The following is a 26,248-nucleotide window of genomic DNA, read 5'->3' as shown; positions in this document are numbered from 1 at the left end:
CGGACCGGTGGCGGGGCATCCCTGCCCCGCCGGAGATCGCAAGGATCAGTAGTTCGACTTCTTCTGCACGCAGGTATTGGTCTGGGTGTTGTACATGCCGCAGTCGAGGCCCGGCCAGTCGGATTTCAGCACCGCGGATTCCGGCAGGTAGTCCGTCCAGGCATCGCCCGGTACCGGATCGGTTTCCGAGATGATGTCAAACTGGCCATCCGCCTTGATCTCTCCGATCAGCACCGGCTTGGTCAGGTGGTGGTTCGGCAGCATGGTGGCGGTGCCGCCGGTCAGGTTCGGGAATTCCTGGCCGACCATGGTCTTGATGACCGTGTCCACATCGGTGGTCTTGGCCTGCTCGACCGCGTTCACCCACATGTTGAAGCCGATATAGGTGGCCTCCATCGGGTCGTTGGTGACGCGGTTTTCACCCATCCGGGCCTTCCATTCCTTGATGAAGGCGGCATTCGCCGGGGTGTCGGCGCTTTCGAAATAGTTCCAGGCCGCCAGGTGCCCCACCAGGTTCGAGGTATCGAGGCCCGAAAGCTCCTCTTCGCCGACGGAGAACGCGACGACGGGGATGTCATCGGCCGACACGCCCTGCGCCGCCAGTTCCTTGTAGAAGCCGATATTGGCATCGCCGTTGATGGTGGAAATGACGCCCACCTTCTTGCCGTCCGCGCCAAGCGCCTTCACGTCCGAGACGATCTTGGACCAGTCGGAATGGCCGAAGGGGGTGTAGTTGACGAAGATGTCTTCCTGCGCGATGCCCTTGTCCTTCAGATAGGCCTCGAGGATGTTGTTGGTGGTGCGGGGATAGACGTAGTCGGTGCCCAGCAGCGCGAATTTCTGCACGCCCAGCTCATCCAGGAAGTAATCCGTCGCCGGGATCGCCTGCTGGTTCGGTGCGGCGCCGGTGTAGAAGACGTTGTACGAGGATTCCTCGCCCTCGTATTGCACCGGGTAGAACAGCAGGCCGTTCAGTTCCTCGATGACCGGCAGCACGGATTTGCGCGACACCGAGGTCCAGCAGCCGAACATCACATCGACCTTCGAGACCGTCAGCAGTTCCCGCGCCTTTTCCGCGAACAGCGGCCAGTCGGACGCCGGATCGACCACGACCGCTTCCAGCATCTTGCCGTTGACCCCGCCCTTGGCGTTCTGCTGGTCGATCAGCATCAGGACAGTGTCCTTCAGCGTGGTTTCCGAGATCGCCATCGTGCCCGACAGCGAATGCAGCACGCCCACCTTGATGGTGTCCCCCTCGGCCCAGGCGCCGCCCGTCAGCACCAGCGTGGCCACCCCGGCCCCCAGCAGCTTGTTCAGAAATTGCGACATATGGTGGTTGTCCCTTCCATGTCGCTGCATCGAGAAAACGTGAAGGGTCGGGCCTTTACAGGCCGCATCTCCTCCCCGACTGTCGTCCCCAGCAGCTTTACAGTTGCGTTTGGTGCGGTGGTGCCCGAACCGCCAGAACGGAGCCGCCGCACCTTCCCTCTTGCCCCGGTTGACCGGGTGCACCTCAGCAAAGCCGCTGTTGCGCAGACTGCCTACCGTTACGGCAAGGGTCGGGTACGATTTTCGGATCAACCTGCAGGGGATGCCGGTATACAGGGCGTTTCCCGAAAAGGTTGATCAACTCTTAAGCGAAAGAAGAACGCGGCGGTGACACCCGCGTGATCGCGCCAGTCGGGGCTTGGTCCCGCGGCCGCCCGACCGCCACGGTGCCGGGCAGAATCAAACAACCGGCTGAAATGAAAACCTGAAACGGTCGGCCAATCAGACAGGATAGGGCATAAAGCGCCGCCTGCCGGGGGCAAGGGCGCATAATGGCCCCGTGCAGCACGCCGGTTGTCGCCTTTGCCCATCGGGGCCTGGCGCCCCAGGGGTCTCCGGTGCCAGAAGGCGCGGCCTGTCCCCAGACGCCCTGCGGTGCGCCCTAGCCCTGGTGGTCGTCGAAGCGGAAGTCCGGCAGGCCCGCGAAGGCCTCGCGCAGCGCCACGCCCCAGCCCGAGGAGATCTCCTGGAAATAGGGGTCTTCGGCATGGATGCGGCCGGTGCGGCCCATCGACAGGCTGTCGGCCTCGTAGATGTGGAAATCCAGCGGCAGCGCCACCGACAGGTTGGCCTTGATCGTCGAATCGAAGGACACCAGCAGCAGCTTCATCGCCTCCTCGAAGCGCATCGAGGGATCGTAGGCGCGCACCAGGATCGGGCGGCCGTACTTGGTTTCGCCGATCTGGAAATAGGGGGTGTCGGTGCCCGCCTCGATGAAATTGCCTTCCGGGTAGATCAGGAACAGCCGCGGCGCGCCGCCCTTGATCTGGCCGCCCAGCAGGATCGTCGCGTTGAAGGCGGAACTGGCGGTGGGGCCGCTGCCTTCGTGTTCGGCGATGACCTCGCGCAGGGTCTGGCCGACCAGCCGGGCGATCTGGAACATCGTCGGCAGGTGCTCGATGTCGGGGCTGCGCTGATCGGCGGATTTCGAGCGCTCCTGCAGCACGCTGACCACCGCCTGGGTGGTGGCCAGGTTGCCGGCCGTCATCAGCGTCAGGCAGCGCTCGCCCGGGACCTCAAAGTGGAACATCTTGCGGAAGGTCGAGATGTTGTCGACACCCGCGTTGGTCCGGGTGTCGGACATGAAGATGATGCCGCGGTCCAGCTGCATCCCCACACAATACGTCATCCTGCTCGCGCTCCGCTTAAGACTCGTCCCGGCGCGGGACCGCGGCAGTCTATTGCTGAACTTGCAGCGAAACGCAAAGCTCTTCTTGCGCCTCGCCCTGGCGCAGGCCGTGCACGGGGGCGGCCTCGGCATAGTCGCGGCCGACAGCCAGCCGGACATAGCGTTCGTCCGGGCAGACCGCGTTCGCCACGTCGAAACCCACCCAGCCCAGGGCGTCGATCCAGACCTCGGCCCAGCCATGGCTGGCCTCCTGCTCGGTGGTGCCCTCCAGCAGCAGATAGCCCGAGACATAGCGCGCCGGCAGCCCCAGGTGACGCGCCGCGGCGATCATCACATGGGCCTGGTCCTGACAGACGCCCTGCCCCGCCTGGGCCGCGTCCTCGGCGGTGGTGGCGGCATGGGTCGCGCCCTTGGTGTAGGCGACGGCCTCGGCCACGGCGCCCGACAGCTGGTGCACGCCGTCCAGCGGATTGGCCTCGACCTTCTTCTTCAGCCCGCCCGCCAGCTTGCGGATCACCGGGCCCGCGGTGGTCACGGGGGTGGCCGCGCGGTACAGCCACAGCGGCGCCACCCCCTCGCCCTTGCCGATGACGCCGTTCAGGTTCTCGACCTCGACCTCACCTTCCGAGGTGATGTGCAGCGCCTCGGCGCCCTCGTCCATCTGCACCAGCTGCACGCTGTTGCGGAAATGATCGAGGTAGCCGCATTGCACCGAGCCGCCCTCGACCGTGCTGGACCACGATAGCACCGTCTGCCCGCAGGAGGTCCGCGGGCTCAGCCGCAGTTGCAGCAGCGCGTAATGCACCGGCCGGTCATAGCTGTAGGTCGTCTTGTGCGTGATCTTCAGCCGCATGTCGTCACCCGTAGAACCGGAAGTCTTCCTGGATCTGCGCCGCCAGCCGCCCGGTGTCACCGATGGCGGATTTCAGGAACTCGTGCAGGCCCTCGTCGAAGATATCGTCGATGTTGCGCCCGTTCAGCCGGGCATTGATCTGTTCGGCCAGCCCCACGCAGGGCAGCGCCTCGCCTTCCGACAGGAAGCTGAGGTTGCCGGCGATCTTGGCGTAGCAGAACGCCAGGCTGCGCGGCATCCGCTTGTCCAGGATCAGGAAATCCGCGATCGACTTGGGCGTGGCGTCGCCCTCGTTCAGCCAGCGGAAGCTGCGGAAGGCCGAGACCGAGCGCAGGATGGTTTCCCACTGCATGTTGTCCATCGAACTGCCCACATAGGCGGCCGAAGGCAGCAGCACGTAGTACTTCACATCAAGGATCCGCGCCGTGTTGTCGGCCCGTTCGATGAAGGTGCCGAGGCGGCAGAAATCGAAGATGTCGTTCCTCAGCATCGTGCCGTGCAGCGCGCCGCGCACCAGGCTGGAATGCTGCCGGATCGAGCTGATCACCTCGGCCAGGTTCTTGACCGAGACCGGGCGCTTCAGCTCTTCCTTCAGGGTCATCCAGGCCTCGTTCACGGCCTCCCAGACCTCGGACGACAGCGCCGTGCGCACCATCCGCGCGTTCGAGCGCGCCGCCTCGATGCACGAAAGCACCGAAGAGGCATTGTCGAGGTCGCGCAGCAGGTAGTTCGTCACATTGGCCTGGTCGAAAGTGTCGTATTTCTCCAGGTAGGCGGTGCGCACCCCCGCCGTGGTGGCGATGCTTTCCCATTCGCTTTCATTCGCCTGCGCACCGGTGAGGGCGATCCTCAGCCCGGTGTCCAGAAGGCGTGCCGTGTTCTCGCTCCGCTCCAGGTAGCGGAACATCCAGAAAAGGCCGCCGGCCGTCCGTCCAAGCATGGTCTTCAGTCCCCCAGTACCCAGGTATCTTTCGTTCCGCCGCCCTGGGAAGAGTTCACCACCAGCGAGCCCTCCTTCAGCGCCACCCGCGTCAGGCCGCCCGCGGTGATGTGCACGCGGTTCGGGCTGACCAGCACGAAGGGCCGCAGGTCCACATGGCGCGGCGCCAGGCCCTTCTTGGTCATGATCGGCACGGTCGACAGCGCCAGCGTCGGCTGCGCGACATAGTTGTCGGGCTTGGCCTTCAGCTTGGCCGCGAAGGCCGACAGTTCCTTTTTCGAGGCCGCAGGCCCCACCAGCATCCCGTAACCGCCCGAGCCATGCACCTCCTTGACCACCAGTTCCGACAGGTGATCAAGCACATAGGACAGGCTTTCCGCTTCCGAGCAGCGCCAGGTCGGCACGTTCTGCAGGATCGCCTTTTCGCCGGTGTAGAATTCCACGATGTCGGGCATGTAGGAATACAGCGCCTTGTCGTCGGCGATGCCGGTGCCGGGCGCATTGGCGATGGTGATGTTGCCGGCGCGGTAGACATCCATGATCCCCGGCACGCCCAGCATGCTTTCGGGGTTGAAGGTCAGCGGATCCAGATAGGCGTCATCGACCCGGCGATAGACCACGTCGATGGCCTTGTAGCCCTTGGTGGTGCGCATCTGCACCTTGCCGTCGACCACCTTCAGATCGCCCGCCTCGACCAGCTCGGCGCCCATCTGATCGGCCAGGAAGCTGTGCTCGAAATAGGCCGAGTTGTGGATGCCGGGCGTCAGCACCGCGACCGTGGGCTTGACCCCGTCGAAATTCGGCGGTGCGCATTCCGACAGCGACCGGCGCAGTTCGGCCGGATAGGACGACACCGGCCGCACCTTCATCCGGGTGAACAGTTCCGGGAACATGTGCAGCATGGTTTCCCGGTTTTCCAGCATGTAGCTGACGCCAGAGGGCGTGCGGGCGTTGTCTTCCAGCACGTAGAATTCGTTCTCGCCGGTGCGCACCAGGTCGGTGCCGACGATATGGGTATAGACGCCGCCCGGCGGCATCATCCCGATCATCTGCGGCAGGAAGGCCTCGTTCTGGGAAATGATGTGTTCCGGCAGGCGGCCCGCCTTCAGGATTTCCTGCTTGTTGTAGATATCGGCCAGGAAGGCGTTCAGCGCGCGCACGCGCTGCTCGATGCCCTTCTCCAGCGTCCGCCATTCCTTGGCGGCGATGATCCGCGGCACGATGTCGAAGGGGATCAGGCGCTCCTGCGCCTCCTTCTGGCCGTAGACGTTGAAGGTGATCCCGATGCGGCGGAAGAAGGCTTCGGCCTCGGCGGATTTCTTCAGAAGCGCCTTGGGATCTTCCCCGGAGAACCATTCGGCATATCCGGAATAAGGGTGCCGGGGATCGCCTCCCTCCAGCATCATCTCGTCGAAGAACTTTCGATCAGTCATGTCCACCCTCTGAGTTCCCCCCAACCTGTGGCATCCGCCTCCCGAAGGTTACAGAGGCGTCCTGCTTGTGCGAGGCCACCCCCCCGTCTTCCGCAGGGTATGCGGTCTCTTTTCCGGGCAAATGCCCATTTTTTGATCAACCGGTCAGCCAAATGAGAGAGCCGGGGTTTCAAACTGCAACCCTAGGGCATGCCCCTGTCCACCTGTGACCGTTCCGTTAATCGAATGGCGAATTTTCGGACCTTGCGTCAAGGGGTTAGGAGCGGCATTTCGCAGGCTGGCGAAAATGCCTCACCGGTCAGCCCGCTGCATCGCGGCATTAGGGCTGCGCGGCGGCGCGGCAACCATGCCCGCGACGCAGCGCCCCGGCCTGCGGGGCAAGGCCCGACAACGGCGATGGGTTCCGCCCGGGCCCTGCCGCAGGCAGCCCGCCCAGCTATAGGATACATCTTACCAGCCCCTTGCGGGCCGTTTTCCGGCGGGACAATGACCTTTGCGCGCAGCGCGCAGCAGCGCTTCCACCTCAGGCAGAGCGCATCGGCGGAACGGCAACCGTGACCCCGCGGGTTTCCGCCGTGACGCCCGGTTTTGTGCCCCTGCCGGGTGGCCAATCGCGAGACCGCGATCTAGCTTGTCGGCAAGGACCCGCCGGTCACCCGGCCGTCGGGATGTTGAAAGTTCAGAAGAGGTACCGCGCCCCCATGACGTCGCGCCCTTCCGCCGCCCGTGCCGCCGCCACTGCCGTTGGCCTGGCTCTTGTGCTTGCGCCCCTTCCCGCCACCCAGGCCCTTGCCGCCGAGGTGTCGCTGGATGCCGGCGGCGACAAGGACCTGACCAAGACGCTGAAGGCGGCCTCGCTGTCGGTTTCGGCGATCAATGACGACAAGGTCACCGATCCGCAGGAACTGATCGCGGATGCCAAGGCGGACTACCAGCGGCTGATCGCGGCGCTGTATGATGCGGGCTATTTCAGCCCGGTGGTGTCGATCCAGGTCGATGGCAAGGAGGCCTCGGGCGTGCCGGTGCTGGGCGACAATGCCAAGATCGGCAAAATCGCCATCAAGGTCACGCCGGGCCCCAAGTTCACCTTCTCGGCGGCCGAGGTCACCCCCCTGCCCGAGGGCGCCAAGCCCTATGACGGCTTTGCCAAGGGCGACACGGCCTCGACCGGGGTGATGCGCAAGGCGGCAGCGGCGGGCGTCAAGGACTGGGCCAAGCGCGGCCACGGCAAGGCGCATGTCGACGACCAGCAGATCACCGCCAACCATGAAACCGACACCATCGCCGCGCGGTTCCACATCGCCCCCGGCCCCAAGCTGACCTTCGGCCCCGTGGCCCTGTCCGAGCGCAGCCAGAAAAGCAAGGTCCGCGCCAAGCGCATCATCGCCATCGCCGGCCTGCCCGTGGGCGAGACCTACAGTTCCGACGAAGTCACCCGTGCCGAGACCCGCCTGCGCCGCGCCGGCGCCTTTTCCTCGGCCACCGTGTCCGAGGCCGACGACATCGGCCCGAATGACACCCTGGCCAGCACCATCGACGTGGTGGATGCCAAGAAGCACCGCTTGGGCTTTGGCGCCGAATACACCACCGACGAAGGCGCCACGCTGACCGGCTACTGGCTGGACCGCAACGTCTTCGGTGGTGGCGAACGGCTGCGCATCGACGGCTCGGCCTCGGGGATCGGCGGCACCACCGGCGGCGGCATGGACTACAGCCTGACCACCACGCTGACCCGGCCCGCCTTCAAGAACCCCGACATGGACCTGGTCTATGGCATCGACCTGGAGCACAATAACGAGGATGAATACATCTCGGACGTGGCCGAGGCCTCGATCGGGTTGGACCGCTACCTGACCGACCGGCTGACCGAGAACCTGCGTCTGGGGCTGCGCTATTCGCATACCGACGACAACCTCGGGACCCGCAGCTTCCGGCACGTGACCTTCAAGACCGGGCTGACCTGGGACAATCGCAACAACAAGGTCGACCCCACCAAGGGCGCCTATGCCGAGGTCGCCGCCACCCCCTTCCTGGGGCTGGGGGGCACCACCTCGGGGCTGATGACCACCGCAGACCTGCGCGGCTACCAGCAACTGGGCACGCCCAGGCTGTCGCTGGCGGGCCGGGTCCAGCTGGGCAACATCCAGGGCCCCTCGATCGAGGAAACGCCTTCGGACTGGCTGTTCTGGTCGGGCGGCGGCGGATCGGTGCGCGGCCAGGGCTACCAGTCGCTGGGCACCTATGCCGCCGGCGCCGAGACCGGCGGCCTCAGCTATTCGGCGATCAGCACCGAACTGCGCGGCCGCATCGGCGACAACTGGGGCGCCGTGGCCTTCGTGGATTACGGCTATGTGTCGGGCTCCAGCAGCTTCACGGGCGGTGAATGGCAGGGCGGCGCCGGCATCGGCGTGCGCTACTTTACCGGCATCGGCCCGATCCGGCTGGATCTGGCGGTGCCGACCACCGACAGCAGCAACTCTTTCTCCGTTTACGTCGGCATAGGACAGGCCTTCTGATGCAGACCCGTTCCAAGGTTCTTTCCCGTTTCCTGATGCTGTGCTGCGCGCTGGTGATGACCTGCGCCCTTGGCCCGCATGCCTTTGCCGAAGACAGCGACGACGGCCAGAATTTCCTAAGCCGGACGCTGCAGAACGCGCTGTCGGGCGCCGGGCGCGAGGTCAAGATCACCGGCTTTACCGGCGCGCTGTCGTCGAAGGCGACGCTGGCCAAGATGACCATCGCCGACGACAAGGGCGTGTGGCTTGAACTGGACAATGCCGAGCTGGACTGGTCGCGGCTGGCGCTGCTGACCGGCAAGGTGCAGGTCAACAAGCTGTCTGCGGACAGCGTGACCCTTTATCGGCTGCCCGAAAGCCAGGCCAGTTCGACCCCCTCGGCCGAAGCGCCGGGCTTTTCCATTCCCAAGCTGCCGGTGTCGATCAACATCGGCCAGCTCGACATTGCCAAGGTCGACCTGAAGCAGCCGGTGATGGGCCAGGCCGCCGTGCTGGGCGTGACGGGCCATGCCTCGCTGGCGGGGGGCGCGCTGGACACGGCGCTGGCCATCCAGCGGCAGGACAAGGACGGCACCATCGATCTGAAGGCCGCCTATGCGCCCGATGCCAAGAACGTCGCCGTCGACCTGAAGGTCCAGGAACCCCAGGGCGGCCTGCTGGCCAGCCTGATGAACCTGCCGGGGCTGCCCTCGGTCGATCTGACCGTGGCGGGCACCGGGCCGCTCGACAATTACAGTGCCGACATGCTGCTGCTGACCGATGGCCAGCAGCGGCTGAAGGGCAATGTGACGCTGCGCGGGCGCGATGACGGCGGGCGGGAATTCACCGTGCAGGCTGGCGGCGATCTGACCGCGCTGGCCGCGCCGCAATACCGCGACTTCCTGGGCACCGACATCGGCATCGCCGCCACCGGTACCCAAGCGAAGGACGGCGCGCTGGACCTGCAGCTGCTGCGCATCAAATCCGCCGCGCTGAACCTTGAAGGCAAGGTCGCCATCGACGCCTCGGGCCATCCCAGCAGCTTTGACGTCAAGGGCCGCATGGCCTCGCCCAGCGGCGCCGACCGGCTGGACCTGCCCTTCGCCGATGGCGTGTCGCTGGCCTCGGCCGATGTGAATCTGACCTTCGACCGCGCCAAATCCGAGGACGTCTCGGGCCAGATCGTGGCCAAGTCGCTGGCCGCTCAGGGGTTCTCGGCCGAAAACGTGGCGCTGAACATCTCGGGGCCGCTGAAGACCAGCGGCGCCTCGGCGCTGACGCTCGACTTTGATGCCGCGGGGCTGTCGGCCCAGGATCCGGGCGTCGCCCAGGCGCTTGGCGATCAGGTCAAGGGCTCGGCCGTGGTGCATTTCGGCGATGGTCCGATCAGCATCGACGACCTGAAGCTTTCCGGGCCCGCGCTGACGCTGGCCGGCAACGCCAGCTTCCAGAAGACCGACGACCAGGGCCAGATCAAGGTCAGCGCCCAGACCAGCGTGTCGAACCTGGGGGCGTTTTCGACGCTGTCGGGGCTGAAGCTGGCGGGCAATGCCAACCTGGGGCTGGATCTGGACATGACCCTGCCCGCCGGCACCGCCCGGCTGAAGGTCACCGGCGACGGCGAGAACCTGGCCACCGGCATTTCCGCCGTCGACGGGCTGCTGAACAGCCCCGCCAAGATCGACCTGGATGTCGAGCGCGCCGCCAACGGCATCACCCTGCACCAGATGGACATCGGCACCGATGCGCTGAAGCTGACCGGCTCGGGCCAGATCGGCAGCAGCGCCGGGCAGATCAGCTATGACCTGCATCTGGCGGATGCCGGGCTGCTGACCGGCACCCATGCGGGCCCCGCCGACCTGTCGGGCGCCATCACCCAGGGCCCCGAGGGGCTGCGCGTCACCGCCAAGGGCGGCGGCCAGGACCTGGTTCTGGGCGTGCCCTCGGTTGACGGGCTGCTGAAGGGCGGCATCACCGTCGATGCCTCGGTGCTGTCGCCAAAAGGCGGCGCCCCGGTGCTGGAACGCGCCGAGGTGCACAGCCAGGGCCTGAACCTGTCGGCCAAGGGGTCCCTTGATCCCAAGGCGATGTCGCTGGACCTGGATGCGAAACTGGCCAATTCCGCCGTCTTCACCGGTGGCCAGGCCGGCCCGCTGGCCCTGACCGGCACCGTGCGCACCGAAGCCGACGGCACGATCCACGCCCTGCTGAAGGGTGGCGGAGACGACATTCGCACCGGCATCGCCCAGGCCGACGCGCTGCTGGGCGCCACCGACATCACCGCCGACGTGCTGTCGAAGGACGGGCTGATCACCCTGTCGGACGTGCATGTGAAGACGCCGGGGCTGACCCTGACCGCCTCGGGCACCGTCAACAACGGCGCGCCGGACGTGGATCTGGCGCTGAACCTGCCGAATTCCGCCGCCCCCATGGGCGCCAAGGCCGGTCCGCTGGCGCTCGACGCCCATATCGGCGCGGCCGATGGCGGCTACCGCATCACCGCCTCGGGCAAGGGCAGCTCGATCGGGATCGGCAATCCGCAGATCGACGCGCTGTTTGCCGGAGCCAGCACGCTGGACGCGGTGGTCAGCACCGCCGCCGATGGCACCATCCGTATCGAGAAGGCCGAGGTGAAATCCACCGCCCTTGGCGCCTCGGCCAGTGGCACCGTCAAGGATGGCAAGCCCAGCGTCGATTACAAGGCGCGGCTCGACAATCTGGGGCGGCTGGTCAGCGGGCTGAACGGGCCGCTGACGGTCGAGGGCACCGCGCGGGGCGCGGCCGACGGCACCCGGCTGGCGGTTACTGCCGCGGGCCCCTCGGGGGCGCAGGCGAAGGTCGACGGGCTGGTGGCCATGGCCGACGGCGGCGTCGATCTGAAGATCACCGGTGCCGCCCCCCTGGGCCTGGCCAATGCCTTCATCGCGCCGCAGTCTCTGGCCGGCAAGGCCAGCTTTGATCTGGCGATGAAGGGCCAGCCCGGCCTTCCGGCGCTGACCGGCACGGTGCGCCTGTCGGGCGGCCGGTTCATCGCGCCCGCCTACAACCAGGTCATCGACGGCATCGCGGGCACCGTGGGCCTGTCGGGCGGCAAGGCGACGCTGAAACTGGCGGCGACCCCGTCCGAAGGCGGGCAGATCAGTATCACCGGCCCGGTGGCGCTGTCGGCCCCCTATACGGCCGGCCTGTCGGTCGCGCTGGCCAAGGTGAAGGTCAAGCAGGGCGATTTCGCCACCACCACGCTGAACGGCACCGTCAAGCTGGAAGGCGGGCTGACCGGCGGCGGTACCATCGCCGGACGCATCGGCCTGAGCGATACCGAGATCCGCCTGGCCTCGACCGGCCTCGGCAGCCAGGAGGCCATTCCCGACATCACCCATGTCGACGAATCCGCCGCCAGCCGGGCCACGCGCGCGCGTGCAGGGCTGGTGCAGGATGACAGCGGGAACGGATCGGGCGGGTCGGGCGGCTCTTCGGGGCTGAAGCTGAACCTTGAGATCGGCACCGACAGTTCGATCTTCATCCGCGGCCGCGGGCTGGATGCGGAACTGCGCGGCGATCTGAAGCTGGGTGGCACCACCGCCAACCCGGTGCCGGTGGGGCAGTTCTCGCTGGTGCGGGGGCGGCTGTCGATCCTGACCAAGCGGCTGGATCTGGACGAAGGCACGGTCACCATGGCCGGCGGCTTCGAGCCCTTGCTGCATTTCAAGGCGACCTCGACCTCGGGCAGCTACGCGATCACCATCGCCATCGACGGCACCGCTTCGAAACCCGAGGTCACCTTCTCGTCGAACCCCTCGCTGCCCCAGGACGAGATCCTGTCGCAGCTGTTCTTCGAGCGCTCGATCTCCAGCCTGTCGCCGCTTCAGGCGGCCCAGCTGGCCTCGGCGGTGGCGACACTGACGGGGTCGGGCAATGGCGGCGTGCTGGACAAGCTGCGTGCCAAGACGGGGCTGGACGATCTGGACGTGTCAACCTCGGCCGATGGGGAAACCACGGTTTCGGCGGGCAAGTACATCAACGAAAAGCTCTATACCGAAACCGAGGTCGGCAGCGACGGCGACACCAGCCTGTCGATCAACCTGGACCTGACCAACACCTTGAAGGCCAAGGGATCGGTCAGCACCAGCGGCAGCACCGGCCTGGGGCTGTTCTTCGAGAAGGATTACTGACGGCGGGGGCCTTGGGCCCCTGCCCGCCTGTCCGCCGCAGACGCGCCCCCCCGGGCTTTGCCCCTTGCAGACATGAAAAGGCCCGCCGCGGCAGAGCGGCGGGCCTTTCATATACGTTTGCGGATCGGATCAGTCGCGGGGCAGTCCCCCGCGCGGTCCACGCCGCTCCGTCGTCTTCAGGAACGGATCTTCGCCCAGGGCGCGCCAAAGCGCCCGTGCCACATCCATTCGGGCAGCCGACAGGCGTGCCTCGACCTCTGGCAGGCCGCGGTGCTTTGCGAACCCCTCCAGGTCTTCCAGAACGTCCAGCACCCACCCCGTTCCTCCGACGGAGCCGCTGGGAAAAGACCGCGTCCAGCCCGCATCGTTCTGCGTGGACTGGTGCTGGCCCGACTTCATGTAGTTCGACATCGGATACCCCTTCGCTCACCCATTGCAGCGCGGAACTGCAACGAAATGTGGCTATACCTCTACCCTGTCAGGCCGCACGACGCGTGCCCTGTACACAGCGTAAGCAGAAGATAACCATGCCGTGAAGTACGGATATCGTAATTCCGATGTTTTGGAGGCTTTTAACAGGCGTTGTAACGGAACGGCATACCGATGCATGCCGATAGACGCCAATAAATGTTGGATTTTCAAGCGGCATACACCACCGCACGGTGCATACCGGGCCGCACGGCCCGGCAGCAGGAATCACCCGAAGGATCAGTCGGCCGAGGCCTCGGCGCGGCTTTTGCCCGCAACCTGCTGCGCCAGGGTGGCGGCCATGAAGCCGTCCAGATCGCCATCCAGCACACCCGAAGTGTCAGAGGTCTCGTGCTGGGTGCGCAGGTCTTTCACCATCTGATAGGGCTGCAGCACATAGGAGCGGATCTGGTTGCCCCAGCCGGCCGAGCCCTTGTTCTCGTGCGCTTCGTTGATCGCGGCGTTCCGCTTGTCGAGTTCCAGCTGGTAGAGGCGCGACTTCAGGGCCTTCATGGCGATGTCGCGGTTCTGGTGCTGCGACTTCTCGGACGAGGTCACGACGATGCCGGTCGGGTGGTGGGTGATCCGCACCGCCGAGTCGGTGGTGTTGACGTGCTGACCACCGGCACCGGACGAACGGTAGGTGTCGATGCGGATGTCCGAGGGGTTGACCTCGATCTCGATATTGTCGTCGACCACCGGGTAGACCCAGACCGAGGCGAACGAGGTCTCGCGCGTGCCCTTGCCGAAGGGGCTGATGCGGACCAGGCGGTGGACGCCGGATTCCGATTTCAGCCAGCCATAGGCATTGTGGCCCGAGATCTTGTAGGCGCAGGATTTGGTGCCGGCTTCGGCGCCGGCTTCCTCGGATTGCAGTTCCACCTTGTAGCCGCGCTTTTCCGCCCAGCGGACATACATCCGTTGCAGCATCGAGGCCCAGTCGCAGGCCTCGGTGCCGCCGGCGCCGGCGTTGATTTCCAGGAAGGTGTCGTTGCTGTCGGCCTCGCCATCGAGCAGCGCTTCGAGTTCCTTCTCGGCGGCCTTCTCGCGCAGGGCCTTCAGCGCGGCCTCGGCTTCGGCGACGACCTCGTCATCCTCTTCCATCTCGCCCAGCTCGATCAGGTCGATATTGTCCTGAAGATCCTGCTTGAGGGTATTGTGGGTCTCGAAGGCGTCGAGCAGCGACTGGCGATCACGCATCAGCGCCTGGGCCTTGGCCGGATCGTCCCAGAGGTTCGGATCCTCGACCCGCGCATTGAATTCTTCCATGCGGTGGCCAGCGGTTTCCCAGTCCATGCGCTGGCGCAGAAGGGCCAGGGACTTTTCGATCTCGGCAACGATGTTCTGGGTCTCGGCGCGCATGGGCCAAATTCCTCTTGCAGGTTAGAGCCGCCTGATAGACCAAGGCCCGCCTCTGGGCAAGGGCGGGCCTTGGTGGCCTGGGGTGCGGGGGGCTTTGCCCCCGGTCGGCTGCGCCGCCCTCCCCCAAGGTATTTTCGACAAGAAAATGGGGAGGGCGGCGGCGCCTCAGTAGAGACCGCCTGAGGACAGCGTGCCGAAGCCCGCCCTGGGACCGATCGTCGTGGTCTCGCCCGTCGAGGTGGTGACCTGCTGGCCCTGCTTGGCCTTCGAGGCTTCCTCGTAGAGCGGCAGATCCTGGCCCATGGCGAAGCCGCCGTCATAGGTGACGCCGAAGATCGGATCCTCGCCGTCGCGGAAGTATTCCGCCTGGACATCGGGGCCGGAGGCATCGTCGGGCAGGCGCGCGCCAGTATAGCGGTTGATGTTGATGAAATGGCCGCCCGGCGGGACCTTGAAGGCGGTGCCACCGTATTTCTTGATGGCCTGGGTCATGAACTCCTGGAAGACGGGGCCGCAGAGGCTGGCGCCGTAGCCATGGCCACCCAGCATCGGGCGCGGCGTGTCATAGCCGATGTAGCAGCCCGCCACGATGTTCGAGGAGAAGCCGATGAACCAGGCATCCTTGGCGCCGTTGGTGGTGCCGGTCTTGCCGGCGATCGGCACCGGCAGATGGACCGCGCGCGAGGCGGTGCCGCGCTGGACCACGCCTTCCATCATCGAGGTCAGCTGGTAGGCGGTGATGGCGTTCATCACCCGCTGGCGGTTCGACAGGATCCGGGGGCCCTGGCCCTGGGGCAGGTTCTGCGGGCCGCAATCCTCGCAGCTGCGCTGATCGTGGCGGTAGATGGTGCGGCCGTAGCGATCCTGGACGCGGTCAACCAGCGTGGGTTCGACGCGCTCGCCGCCATTGGCGAACATCGCGTAGGCCGCCACCATCTTGTAGAGGGTGGTTTCCTCGGACCCGAGCGCATTGGCCAGGTAGCGGCCCATGTGGTCATAGACCCCGAAGCGTTCGGCATAGCCTGCGATGGTGTCCATGCCGACCTCCTGCGCCAGGCGGATGGTCATCAGGTTCCGCGACATCTCGATGCCGATGCGCAGCGGCGTCGGGCCGTAGTATTTGTTCTCGGAGTTGGTCGGGCGCCAGACGCCGGCGGCGGTGTTCACCTCGATCGGGGCATCGACCACCATGGTGGCGGGCGTGTAGCCGCTGTCGAGCGCCGCCGCATAGACGAAGGGCTTGAACGAGGAGCCGGGCTGGCGGTTCGCCTGGGTGGCGCGGTTGAAGACCGAAGACTGGTACGAGAAGCCGCCCTGCATCGCGATCACGCGGCCGTTGTTGACGTCCATCGCCATGAAGGCGCCCTCGACCTCGGGGACCTGGCGCACCGACCAGTGGTCGAACTTGCCGCCGCTCTTCTCTTCCTCGACGTAGATCACGTCGCCGGGCTTGAAGTTGTCGGAGAAACCACCGCGCATCCACTTGATGTCCGAACGCGGCACGCTGTTGCCGCGCGGGTCGTCCAGGTCGACCCCCTCGATGCCCACGGCGAGGCTCTGGCTGTCGACTTTCAGCACCACGGCCGGATGCCAGGGGCCATCGACGACGATGTCGCGCGCCACGTTGGTGGAAGACAGGGCTGCGCGCCATTTCGCCTCGTCGGCCAGATCGGCGGCGGGGATGGTCTTGCCGGTGCCGCGCCACTTGCCCAGCTGGCGGTCCATCTTCTGCAGCGCATGGCGCAGCGCGATGGCGGCGACGTCCTGCATCTCGGGATCTTCCGTCGCCCGGACCGAGAAGCCGCCGGTAAAGAATTCCTCCTGCCCGAAATCGCGGCTCAGCTGGCGGCGGATCTCGTCGGTGAAGTAATCGCGCGGCGGCAGGTTGGTGCGGAAGGCGGGGAAATCGCCGCCCTGCACGGTGCGGATCGGCTCGGCCAGGCTTTTCTTGTAGGTGGCGTCGTCGATATAGCCGTTCTCGTTCATCTGCTGCAGCACGTAGTTGCGCCGCGCCAGCAGGCGGTCGTGGTTGCGCACCGGATGGTAGTCCGAGGGCGCCTTCGGCATCGACGCCAGAATCGCCGCCTCGGCCGGATCCAGCTGGTTCAGGGTCTTGTTGAAATAGGTCTGCGCCGCCGCCGCCACCCCGTAGGAGTTCTGGCCCAGGAAGATCTCGTTCAGGTAGATCTCCAGGATCTTGTCCTTGGACATCGAATCCACCAGCCGCGAGGCCAGGATGATCTCCTTGACCTTGCGCTCGATCTTGCGGTCGCCGGTCAGGAACAGGTTCTTCGCCACCTGCTGCGGGATGGTCGAGGCGCCACGCACGGTGCGCCCGCCGGTGGTAATGGCCTCCAGGATGGCCGCCGCGATGCCGCGCGGATCATAGCCCTGGTGGGTGTAGAAATTCTTGTCCTCGGCCGAGATGAAGGCATCCTTGACCAGCGCCGGGATCTCGTCCGCGGGGGTGTAAAGGCGCCGTTCCTTGGCGAATTCGTCGATCAGCTGGCCCTCGCCGTTGTAGATGCGGCTGATCGTCTTGGGCTGGTACTGGGCCAGGGTCTCGTGGCTGGGCAGGTCCCGGCCGTAGATCCAGAACACCGCCCCCACCGACAACGCGATCATGGCAAGACCCAGCGTCACCAGCGTGAAGATGCCACCAAGGAAGGAAAGTACGAATCTGATCACGCGCGCGGGCCTCTCTGACTGAACCTGGGTTATAGTGCGCTCCCCCATGGGGGTCAAAACACAAGCCCATCACGAAGGCCAAGCGATCTTGCCCCGTCGCGGGGGAACCCGGCACCTTTCCGCCGCGGCTTCCCTGTCATCTGACCCAAAATACTCCGGGGGAGTCCCCGCAGGGGACGGGGGCAGCGCCCCCCTACTTGCGCCGCAGGGGCGCCAGCGCCGCGTCGGAATGCTCCCAGGACAGGATGCCGTCGCGGATCGCCTCCTCCAGATGGGCCCGGAACAGCGGGTCCTGCAGGTTCTCGCGGTCACGGTCGCTCGACAGGAAACCGTTCTCGATCAGCACGGCGGGCACGTCGGCGGCCTTCAGCACCGCATATGCGGCGGACCGCCGCGGCTGGGCATTCAGCGGCAGCCCCTCGCGGCGCAGCGCATTCACCAGCGCCCCCGCCAGCGCCTCGCTGCGCGGCTGGGTTTCCTGGCGCGCCAGATCCATCAGCACGCCCGCCACCTGGTCATCGCTGTGGCTCAGGTCCACCCCCGCCAGGATGTCGCCGCGGCCGTGCCGCTCGGCCAGCAGTTCCGACGCCCGGTCCGAAGCCGAGCGCGCCAGCGTGTGCAGCGTGATCCCCTCGGCACTGCCCTCGCCCTCGGCCAGGGCATCGGCATGAAGCGAGATCATCAGGTCGGCATGCAGCGCATGGGCCATCTGCACCCGCCCCTCCAGCGACACGAAGGTATCGGTGCTGCGGGTCAGAAAGACCTCGGCCCCGGTACGGCGCAGCACCTGCTGCAATTCCAATGCCAGCCGCAGCATCAGGTCGGCCTCGCGCAGCCCGGCGCGCTCGGCGCCCGGGTCGATGCCGCCATGGCCCGGATCCAGCAGGATGCGCAGCGGCCGGGGCCCGGCCTCGGGCGGGCCGAGCGGATCGGGACTGTCGTCCGACACCGCCACATCCGCCGGTGCCCCCGCCGCCTTCGCAAAGGCTGCCTCGGACGTCTTGCCGAAACGCGCCGCGATCACCGCCTGCCCGGTTGCGGCATCGGTGTGCATACTGGCATCCTGCAGGACCAGCGGCTGGCGCAGCAGCATCTCCAGCCGGGTCCAGCCGGGCCGCGCCGGGGCCAGGCGCAGGCTGCTGACCCGGCCCTTCCTCAGCATCCCCGCAGGATCCCCCGGCCAGTCCACCCCCTTCAGGTCCAGCACGACGCGATCGGGGTTCGCCAGCGTATAGAGCCGCCACGGCACCCCCTGGCTGAGGGTGATCGCGATATCGAGGCCCCGCCAGCGGTTCTTCACATGGCTTTGCGGCAACACGACCGAGGGCTGCCCGGCTGCCGCCATCCCCGCCCACAGCAGCGCCACCAGACAGACCCAAGCCCCGATCACCCGCATTCCGCCACCTTCCCGTTCCGCATCGCGGCATCCTAACGGCCCGGCCCGGGGCGGCAAAGCCCGACGCGCGGTCCCGCGCGCTCACTTCGACGCCAGCAGGGCCGCCCCGCCCCGGCCTTCCGCCCGGGCAGCGCCCCCCACCGGGGCGGCACCGCGTTGACATTCCAGTGAGGCTTTGCAATCCGGGTCGGCAGACCCCTCGCCCCCTGCCCCAGGACCAAGGCATGACCCAGCCGCAGCCCCGTCCCGCCCTGCTGCCCCTCGGCCTCGACGGGTTCCTGCTGCGCTTTTCCGACACGTTCAGCCCGGCCGCCAACCGCGCCGCCCGCCAGGCCGGCGCCCGGGCCCTGACCCTGCCCGGCGTGACCGAGGTGGTGCCGGCGCTGGCCTCGGTTCTGGTGCGCTTCGATCCCGGCCGCACCGCGCCCGAAGCGCTGCGGGCGGCGCTGGCACAGCTGCTGGCCGAACGCGACTGGAGGGCCCTGCCCGAGACCGCGCCCACCCGGCGCTGGCATCTGCCCGTCAGCTTCGAGGCCCCCGATGCCCCCTCGCTGCCGCAGATCGCTGCGCTGGCGGGCTGTTCCGAACCGCAGGCCGTGGCGCAGATCCTGGCGGCGGCGCCGCGGGTGCTGGCCCTGGGCTTTGCCCCCGGCCAGCCCTATCTGGGCCTGCTGCCCGGCAATTGGGACTTTCCCCGCCAGCCGCAGCTGATGCAGGTGCCGCAGGGCGCGCTGGTGGTGGCGATCCGGCAGCTGGTGCTGTTCTCGAACGCTTCGCCCACCGGCTGGCTGCAGGCCGGGCGCACTGCCTTCCGCCCCTTCCAGCCGCAATCCGACACCCCCATGCCGCTGCGCGCCGGGGACGAGATCCGCTTTCACCGCACCAGCACCGCCGAGGTCGCGGCCCTGTCGGATGACCCGATGGGCGGCGCCCGGCTGGAGGTTCTGGCATGACGACCCTGCTGACGATCCAGGAGGCCGGCCTCGGCCTGACCCTGCAGGACATGGGCCGCCCGGGGCTGGCGGCGCAGGGCCTGTCGCGCGGCGGCGCGCTGGATCCGCTGGCCCTGCTGGAGGCCGCCGCCCTGCTGGCCCGCCCCGCCCCCGATGCCGCGATCGAGATGCCGGGCCTGGGCGGGCTGTTCACCGTCACCGCCCCGGTGCGCTTTGCCCTGACCGGGGCGCCGATGCGCGCCAGCCGCGACGGCACCCCGCTGGCCTGGCACGCAGCCCACAGCCTGGCGCCCGGGGAAAGCCTGCGCATCGGCCCGGTCGAGGCAGGCACCACGGGCTATCTGTCCTTCGGCGGCGGCATCGCCACCGCCCCCTGGATGGGCAGCCGCAGCACCCATCTGGCAGCGGGCATCGGACGCCTGCTGACCGCGGGCGATCGCCTGCCGCTTGGCCCCGACAGCCCCCGCCCCGCCCGCCGCATCCGCCCCGAACCGCGCTTTGCCGGTGGCGAGATCCGCCTGCTGCCCGGCCCCCAGACCGCCCTTTTCAGCGAAGATCAGCGCCAGGCCTTCGCCGCCGCCGCCTTCAGCCGTGGCAGCCGGTCGAACCGGCAGGCGATGCAGCTGCTGACCCAGGCGCCGCCCGTCTGGTTCCACGCCTCGGGGGGGATGGCATCGGAACCGATCCAGGCGGGCGACATCCAGATCACCGGCGACGGCACCCCCTACGTGCTGCTGGCGGAATGCCAGACCATAGGCGGCTATCCCCGGATCGGATCGGTGCATCCGGCCGATCTGCCGAAACTCGCCCAGGCAGCCGCGGGCATGCCGCTGCGGTTCCGCTGGCCCGAGGGGCCGGTTGCCGCCCCGACATCCCCCGAGGCCCTGCTGGCGCGGGCACGCGGCGCGGTCTCGGCGCTGGTGCGCGATCCCGCGACCATCCCCGACCTGCTGTCCTACCAGCTGATCGGCGGCGTCACCGCCGGAGATGATCTGGATCCCGCCGACTAGGCCGCGCCCGACGGCGGGTTCCCGCCCCGTCCCGGCCCCGGCAAGGCCCTGCCGGCGCCGATCACGGAAAGCGACAGGTTGTTGCCGAAGCTGTCACATCGCGGCGCGCAGGGCTGCCATGCCGGAACCGCGCCCCCGCTGTCACGTTTCCATTGCACAGTCCCCGCAACGGGGACGCGGCAACGGAAAGGAGACAGCCATGCCCCTCATCTGGCCCATCGTCTTCTTCGGTGTCGCTCTGGTCACGGCCGCGTTCGCCTTTGGTGGCATCGCGACGGTTTCGGCCGGGATTGCGCAGTTCCTGTTCGTGCTTTTCGCCGCACTGGGGGCTGCCACCCTCGTGATGCATGTAGCAGGGCAGCACTGGAAGACACCCGATGGCGCCGAACATGGCGCCAAATGACGAAACGCCCCACCGGAAAGATCCGGCGGGGCGTCCTGCACCTTGGGAAAAAGGAACCTGGAATGACGGCGCGATCAGCCCTTCAGCGTCTCGGTCGAGGCAAAGAACATCGCCTGGCTGACGGCACTGCGCACCTGGTCCTCGCGGTAGGGCTTGGAGATCAGGAAGGCCGGTTCCGGGCGTTCGCCGGTCAGCAGCCGTTCCGGGAAGGCGGTGATGAAGATCACCGGCATATCGCCGAACTGCGCCAGCAGGTCGTTGACCGCGTCGATGCCGCTGGAATTGTCGGCCAGCTGGATGTCGGCCATGATCAGGTCAGGCTTTTCGGCGGACCCGATGGCGACGGCTTCCTTGTGGGTGCGCGCCACGCCGGTGATGCGGTGGCCCATCTCGGCCACGAGCGTTTCAAGGTCCATGGCGATGATCGGCTCGTCCTCGATGATCAGGATGCGGCCGGCGATGGCGTCCTCCATCTCCTGGCGGGCGGTGGACAGCAGCGTTTCGACCTCGGCCACGTCGGTGCCCATGATCTGAGCCACTTCGGTGGTGTTGAAATCCTCGATCGAATGCAGCAGCAGCGCCTCGCGGGTGTTCGGGCTGAGCTTGGCCATGTGCTGCTGGGCGCGTGCCTCAAGGCCCGCGGCCTCGATGGCGACGGGCGCACCGGAACTGGCCCAGATGGTGTGGAAGACCTTGAACAGGGCGACCTTCTCGGCCAGGCCCGACTGGAAGACCGAGCGGTCCTGCAAGATCGCCTCGAGCGTCGCGGCCGCATAGGCATCGCCGGAGGTCTGGGAACCGGTCAGCGCGCGCGCGTAGCGGCGCAGGTAAGGAAGGTGGGAGCCGATCAGAGACGCAAGATCCGTGGTGCCGGAAGAGACTGACATTTTATTCCCTTTTGTCCTTTTTTCGGGAACCCAACGCCGCCGGGTCGCGTTGGGTTCCGCCAGCAGCAAGAATTATCCGAAGTCGGAAAGGGATCATGACATTGGGTCACTCGAAATCAAGTCCGAGAGGTGAGATCGATGCAAACCTCAAGAAGGTGTTCCAGACGACTCTGGATGAAGACATCCCCGACCGCTTCAAGGACCTTCTGAAGCAGCTGAAGGACCAGGAATCGGTCGCCGGCGACGAGGAGAGCCGCAAATGAGCGTGCATCCCCGTGACGAGCTTGTCGACCATCTGCCGGCCCTCAGGGCCTTTGCCCTTGGTCTGACGCGCAACAGCGCGACGGCCGACGACCTGGTGCAGGATTCCATCGTCAAGGCCTGGACCAATATCGACAAGTTCGAGGCCGGCACCAACCTGCGGGCCTGGCTGTTCACCATCCTGCGCAACACCTATTACAGCAGTCTGCGCAAGACGCGCCGCGAGGTGGCCGATGTGGATGGCGTGTTCGCGGCCACCCTGTCGGAAAAGCCCGCCCATGACGGCCGGTTGCAGATGGCCGACTTCAAGCGCGCCTTCAACCAGCTGCCCGACGAACAGCGCGAGGCGCTGGTGCTGGTCGGCGCGCTTGGGGCCTCTTACGAGGAAGCGGCCGCCACCTGTGGCGTCGCGGTCGGCACCATCAAGAGCCGCGCCAACCGCGGGCGCGCCAAGCTTGCCGAATTGCTTCAGATCAACGAGAACGAAGCCATGGAGCTGACCGACCCGGCGACCATGGCCGTGGTCAGTTCCCGGCCGATGACCGCCCGCTAAGGCGGCCGGGCAGCCCTGACGAACCAACGACGCATCGCATCATAATGTCGAGGGCCATGCCCCATTCCGCCAACACGCCCTGGATCCGCAGTCTGAGTTTCCGGATTGCAGGGATCCTGTCCCTGGCCCTCGTGCCCATCGGCTCCATTGCCATCTACCAGACCAACCAGGTGTCCTCGCAGGCCGAGGAAGTCACCCGGCTGTCGCTCCTCGCCCTGACGCAGCAGGGCGTGGAGCGCGAGCGCGGCGTGCTGCAGCAGGCCTTCGGGGCGGCGGCGGCGCTGGCGCGCACCATGGAGGCGGTGGGCAATCAGGTCACCCAGGACCAGTGCCGGGCGATCATGAAGGGGTTCCACGACGAGACCCCCTCGATCAGCCTGGCGGCTTTCGTGCCGGCCGATGGCCAGATCGACTGCGCCTCTTCCGGCAATGGCACCGACGTGTCCGACAAGCCCGCCCACATCACCCGCGTGCAGGTGAAAGAGCCCAGCGTCTCGATGGTGGAACAGGGCGCGATCAGCAAGACCTCGGTGCTGGTGGTGTCGAACCCGGTGGTGGTGAACGGCGTCTACAGGGGTTATGTCGCGATCTCGGTGCCGCATGCGAACCTGGATCTGGGCCATGCCCAGGGCTTTGGCGCGGCCCCGGACGACATCCTGACCTTCAACGCCTCGGGCGACGTGCTGACCAGCACCACCGCAGGCAAGGATACCGACAACATCCTGCCGATCCGTTCGTCGCTGCAGGACATGGCGGGCCTGGCGCCGATGGTCTTTTCAGGGCAGAGCAAGGGCGGCAAGGACCAGCTTTACGTCGTTGTGCCCATCGTCGAGGACCAGGTCTTTGCGCTTGGCATCTGGCCCTCGGTCAGCAACATGACCGATGCGGTCGAGGCGCCGGTGATCCTGTTCCCGCTGCTGATGTGGATCGCCTCGGTCGTGGTGGGTTTCATCGCCATCGACCGCATGGCGGGCCGCCACATCCGCATGCTGTCGCGCCGGATGCGCCGGTTCGAACGGGTCCGCACCTTCGAGGACCACCGCACCATGTCGCATGCCTCGGAAGAGATGAAGAACATGGAGCAGGATTTCATCCTGATGGCGGAAACCATCCTGCACGACCAGGCCGAGCTGGAAAACGCCGTGCGCCAGCGCAACGTGCTGCTGAAGGAGGTCCACCACCGGGTGAAGAACAACCTCCAGCTGATTTCCTCGATCATCAACATGAACATCCGCAAGGCCCATTCGCCGGAAACCAAGGTGATCCTAACCCGGGTGCAGGACCGGGTGCTGGCGATGGCCTCGATCCACCGCAACCTGCACGAGGTCGAAAGCCAGGGCCAGGTCAACGTCGGCCAGCTGGTCCGCGAGATCGCCAACCAGACGCTGCAGGCCACCGCCACCGGCGGGCTGCACATGCGCACGGACCTGAATGTCGAAAACGTCATCCTCTATCCCGACCAGGCTGTGCCGCTGTCGCTGCTGACTTCAGAGCTGATTGCCAATGCGGCGAAATACGCGGGCTCTGACAAGGGCAACCCCTGGATGAAGCTGTCGCTGCGCCAGGACGGCAACCGCGCCACGCTGGAGATGGCGAATTCCAAGGGCAGCACCCATCACCTGGATCCCGAGGGCGAGAGCACGGGCCTGGGCAAGCAGCTGATCCGCGCCTTCGCCACGCAGCTGGGCAGCCGGATCGAGGTCTCGGACAGCGACACCGAATACCATGTGGTGATCGACTTCGAGGTGATGAACTTCCAGCCCGAGGTGCTGGACTACTGAACCGCGGACAAGACCGCCGATGCCGCCCCCACTATATGCTATGTCTTCCTGCCCAGGCTGCGGGATACGGCCGGCGGGGGGCTGGTGGTCTGACCAGGGGCCGTGCCCCCCGGATCTGGCCCGCCGGGTCGCCGGACCAGTGACACGCGAGGGGCCAGACGGCCCCCGGCCGTCGGCAACTGAGGGCCCGCCATGGCACGGAAAGGGACGCCTGGCATCCGGCACGCCGCTTCCCCCCGAAAGAAGTGGAACCTCTCCCTTTCGCCTCCGACCATCCGCCACAGGTCCGCGCCATCGGAGGCATGGCAACGGAACGGGGGCTGCTGCCGGGCCACGGGGGGGACGCCCGGATCACCGCCGATGCCCCCTGCCCTTGGTCCGGCCCCATCGCCTTGGCCCTGCTGCGGCGCAGCGTGATCTGTCGCCGCACGCACCCCTTCGTCGACCCCTGCCCTGTCAGGCAATCCCCGCAACCGCCGCTGATGCGCCGCAATGTCGGTGCCCGGTCGCAGCCGCCCGCGCCCGGCACAAAGGGCAGGTGCAGCCCCCGGTCGGTGCCCGGATGCCCAGCGAAACGACGCCGTGAAGAAAAAGTGAACCCGGTGGGAACCACTGTCGCCGAGCGGGCGTTAACCAGATGACCGATGCGTCTGTCCCGGACATCCCCAGCATCGGACTCGGACCGTGAAACCTCGTGGCGGTCCCGGCGCCGGAGAAGCTTCCCCCTTCTCCGGCGTTTCCCTGTCCCGACACCCGATCCTGATCGCGCGGCCAAATCCGCCAGCGGATCGCGCGTCTTATGCCCTGCTGTCGCCTGCGCCCCCGGCCCGCGCCTCAGGGCCGGCGGGCCTCCATCAGGTCGCACGCCTCGACCGGCAGGGTCGGGTTCTGCGCCCAGGCGTGCCAGGCCCCCGCGTAGACCCGCAGCCGGGCAAAGCCCGCCCGCCGCAGCGCCAGCCAGGCCGCGGCCGACCGGGCGCCACGATGACAATAAAGGATCGCCTCGTCCGACGGGTCCAGCCCCGCCGCCAGCGCAATGCCGCGGACCTCGGCTGCGGGGCGGAAGCGGCCGCCCTCGAACAGCTCGGCCACCGGCAGCGACAGCGCCCCGGCGATGCGCCCGGCGCGCGGACAGCAGGCATGGACAAACTGCCCGGCATATTCCGAGGGCCGGCGCACATCGACCAGCCGGGTGGCCCTGTCGCGCATCAGCACATCGGCCGTGGTGGCCGCCAGCGCCCGGCAGAAGGTCCCCGCCAGGGCCGGCTCACCGGGGCCAAAGACCACCGGCCGGCCCTGCCCCGGCGCCAGCGCCCCGCCGACGGCCCGCCAGGCGGCCAGCCCGCCTTCCAGCACCCGCGCGCCGTTCAGGCCGCACAGCCGGTGCAGCCACAGCGCCCGCGCCGCTCCGATGCCGTCCTGGCTGCCGAAGAACACCAGCTGCGGCGCCGGACCAAGGGCCCGAAAGGCCGTTTCCAGCCCCGCCACCAGCGCCCGCAGCCACCCTTCGGTGCTTTCACCAGGCAGCGGCGCGCCCAGATCCAGACAGGCCGCCCCCTGGATCGTCTGCCGCGCCCAAAGCGTCTGGGGCCGCAAATCGACGCACAGCACCCGGCCGGCAATCCGTTCTGCCTGAAGATCCGCCACCGTTATCAGGCCCATGGCCGTCCGCCCCCTGCAAGACACGAAGGCAAGAGCCATGATATAAGAACACACAACACCACGAGACACCCTTCCGCTGCGGGCCCGGCACGGCGGCCGCGCCTGCCCGCTGATGCGGCCTGTATGCCGCCTGCGCGGCGCAATCTCAACTATCCGTGAACGGGCCACACGGGCTTCCGGTTGTCGCACCCCGGGTTTTGCCCGGCAGAACAACGGCACAACAGAGTCGCCGTAAAACAACGCTTTCGGCACAA

19 protein-coding genes are annotated in these 26,248 nt (G+C 67.1%); 8 read left to right on the top strand and 11 right to left on the bottom strand.

Annotation, left to right across the window (positions count from 1 at the left end):
• Positions 1-45 precede the first annotated feature (45 nt).
• From urtA to AC2ITM_RS05170, 5 genes are all read right to left on the bottom strand, one after another.
• Entirely contained in the window at positions 46-1,329 is a 1,284-nt protein-coding gene (gene urtA / locus AC2ITM_RS05190) for an urea ABC transporter substrate-binding protein (RefSeq protein ID WP_486468761.1), read from the bottom strand.
• A 601-nt stretch (positions 1,330-1,930) separates the two neighbouring features.
• Entirely contained in the window at positions 1,931-2,677 is a 747-nt protein-coding gene (locus tag AC2ITM_RS05185; RefSeq protein WP_486468760.1) for a proteasome-type protease, read from the bottom strand.
• A gap of 49 nt (positions 2,678-2,726) precedes the next feature.
• Entirely contained in the window at positions 2,727-3,530 is an 804-nt protein-coding gene (locus AC2ITM_RS05180) for a transglutaminase family protein (protein ID WP_486468759.1), read from the bottom strand.
• A 4-nt stretch (positions 3,531-3,534) separates the two neighbouring features.
• Positions 3,535-4,470 carry an alpha-E domain-containing protein gene (locus AC2ITM_RS05175; RefSeq protein WP_486468758.1) on the bottom strand — a complete coding sequence of 312 codons (936 nt, stop codon included), beginning with the start codon at positions 4,468-4,470 and terminating at the stop codon, positions 3,535-3,537.
• Positions 4,471-4,475: 5 nt separating this feature from the next.
• Positions 4,476-5,903 (bottom strand): circularly permuted type 2 ATP-grasp protein, encoded by a 1,428-nt coding sequence (locus AC2ITM_RS05170; protein WP_486468757.1) that lies wholly within the window; start codon positions 5,901-5,903, stop codon positions 4,476-4,478.
• A 701-nt stretch (positions 5,904-6,604) separates the two neighbouring features.
• Here AC2ITM_RS05170 and AC2ITM_RS05165 point away from each other — a divergent pair.
• Both AC2ITM_RS05165 and AC2ITM_RS05160 read left to right on the top strand, forming a co-directional pair.
• A complete protein-coding gene (locus tag AC2ITM_RS05165) occupies positions 6,605-8,419 on the top strand; it encodes an autotransporter assembly complex protein TamA (RefSeq protein WP_486468756.1) in 1,815 nt (604 codons plus the stop codon).
• On the top strand, positions 8,419-12,570 hold the full coding sequence (locus AC2ITM_RS05160) for a translocation/assembly module TamB domain-containing protein (RefSeq protein WP_486468755.1): 4,152 nt from the start codon (positions 8,419-8,421) through the stop codon (positions 12,568-12,570). The genes AC2ITM_RS05165 and AC2ITM_RS05160 overlap by 1 nt, the downstream gene beginning before the upstream one ends.
• 129 nt (positions 12,571-12,699) lie before the next feature.
• Here AC2ITM_RS05160 and AC2ITM_RS05155 read toward each other — a convergent pair whose 3' ends face one another.
• The 4 genes from AC2ITM_RS05155 to AC2ITM_RS05140 all read right to left on the bottom strand — a co-directional run bounded on the left by AC2ITM_RS05155 (position 12,700) and on the right by AC2ITM_RS05140 (position 18,484).
• Entirely contained in the window at positions 12,700-12,981 is a 282-nt protein-coding gene (locus tag AC2ITM_RS05155; RefSeq protein WP_486468754.1) for a hypothetical protein, read from the bottom strand.
• A gap of 297 nt (positions 12,982-13,278) precedes the next feature.
• Positions 13,279-14,400, bottom strand: a complete 1,122-nt coding sequence (gene prfB, locus AC2ITM_RS05150; protein WP_486468753.1) for a peptide chain release factor 2 — start codon at positions 14,398-14,400, stop codon at positions 13,279-13,281.
• Between the two features lie 165 nt (positions 14,401-14,565).
• Entirely contained in the window at positions 14,566-17,088 is a 2,523-nt protein-coding gene (locus tag AC2ITM_RS05145) for a penicillin-binding protein 1A (protein ID WP_486468752.1), read from the bottom strand.
• Between the two features lie 193 nt (positions 17,089-17,281).
• Entirely contained in the window at positions 17,282-18,484 is a 1,203-nt protein-coding gene (locus AC2ITM_RS05140) for an N-acetylmuramoyl-L-alanine amidase (RefSeq protein WP_486468751.1), read from the bottom strand.
• Between the two features lie 224 nt (positions 18,485-18,708).
• Between AC2ITM_RS05140 and AC2ITM_RS05135 the strand changes: the two genes are divergently transcribed.
• The 3 genes from AC2ITM_RS05135 (at position 18,709) to AC2ITM_RS05125 (ending at position 20,850) form a co-directional block, all read left to right on the top strand.
• The gene (locus tag AC2ITM_RS05135; RefSeq protein ID WP_486468750.1) at positions 18,709-19,437 is read left to right on the top strand and encodes a 5-oxoprolinase subunit B family protein; all 729 of its coding nucleotides are present in this window, start codon (positions 18,709-18,711) and stop codon (positions 19,435-19,437) included.
• Positions 19,434-20,447 (top strand): 5-oxoprolinase subunit C family protein, encoded by a 1,014-nt coding sequence (locus AC2ITM_RS05130; RefSeq protein WP_486468749.1) that lies wholly within the window; start codon positions 19,434-19,436, stop codon positions 20,445-20,447. The genes AC2ITM_RS05135 and AC2ITM_RS05130 overlap by 4 nt, the downstream gene beginning before the upstream one ends.
• Positions 20,448-20,646: 199 nt before the next feature.
• On the top strand, positions 20,647-20,850 hold the full coding sequence (locus tag AC2ITM_RS05125) for a DUF1328 domain-containing protein (protein WP_486468748.1): 204 nt from the start codon (positions 20,647-20,649) through the stop codon (positions 20,848-20,850).
• Positions 20,851-20,924: 74 nt separating this feature from the next.
• Here AC2ITM_RS05125 and AC2ITM_RS05120 read toward each other — a convergent pair whose 3' ends face one another.
• Positions 20,925-21,737, bottom strand: coding sequence for a response regulator (locus AC2ITM_RS05120; protein ID WP_486468747.1), 813 nt, complete (start codon positions 21,735-21,737; stop codon positions 20,925-20,927).
• Positions 21,738-21,892: 155 nt separating this feature from the next.
• On the opposite strand from AC2ITM_RS05120, the gene AC2ITM_RS05115 reads away from it, so the two are divergent.
• From AC2ITM_RS05115 to AC2ITM_RS05105, 3 genes are read left to right on the top strand one after another with little or no spacing between them, the layout of a single operon-like run.
• Positions 21,893-22,000 carry a NepR family anti-sigma factor gene (locus tag AC2ITM_RS05115; RefSeq protein ID WP_486468746.1) on the top strand — a complete coding sequence of 36 codons (108 nt, stop codon included), beginning with the start codon at positions 21,893-21,895 and terminating at the stop codon, positions 21,998-22,000.
• Complete coding sequence (locus AC2ITM_RS05110) at positions 21,997-22,551, top strand: RNA polymerase sigma factor (RefSeq protein WP_486468745.1); 555 nt, start codon at positions 21,997-21,999, stop codon at positions 22,549-22,551. The genes AC2ITM_RS05115 and AC2ITM_RS05110 overlap by 4 nt, the downstream gene beginning before the upstream one ends.
• A 56-nt stretch (positions 22,552-22,607) precedes the next feature.
• Positions 22,608-24,332: a sensor histidine kinase gene (locus AC2ITM_RS05105; protein ID WP_486468744.1), complete on the top strand. Its 1,725-nt coding sequence runs from the start codon at positions 22,608-22,610 to the stop codon at positions 24,330-24,332.
• 834 nt (positions 24,333-25,166) lie between these two features.
• Here the strand turns inward: AC2ITM_RS05105 and AC2ITM_RS05100 are convergent.
• Positions 25,167-25,994, bottom strand: a complete 828-nt coding sequence (locus AC2ITM_RS05100; protein WP_486468743.1) for a sulfurtransferase — start codon at positions 25,992-25,994, stop codon at positions 25,167-25,169.
• Positions 25,995-26,248: the final 254 nt, after the last annotated feature.

This window comes from Pseudooceanicola sp. NS-SX9 (assembly GCF_057380705.1).
This window is presented reverse-complemented; position numbering and strand designations above follow the sequence as displayed.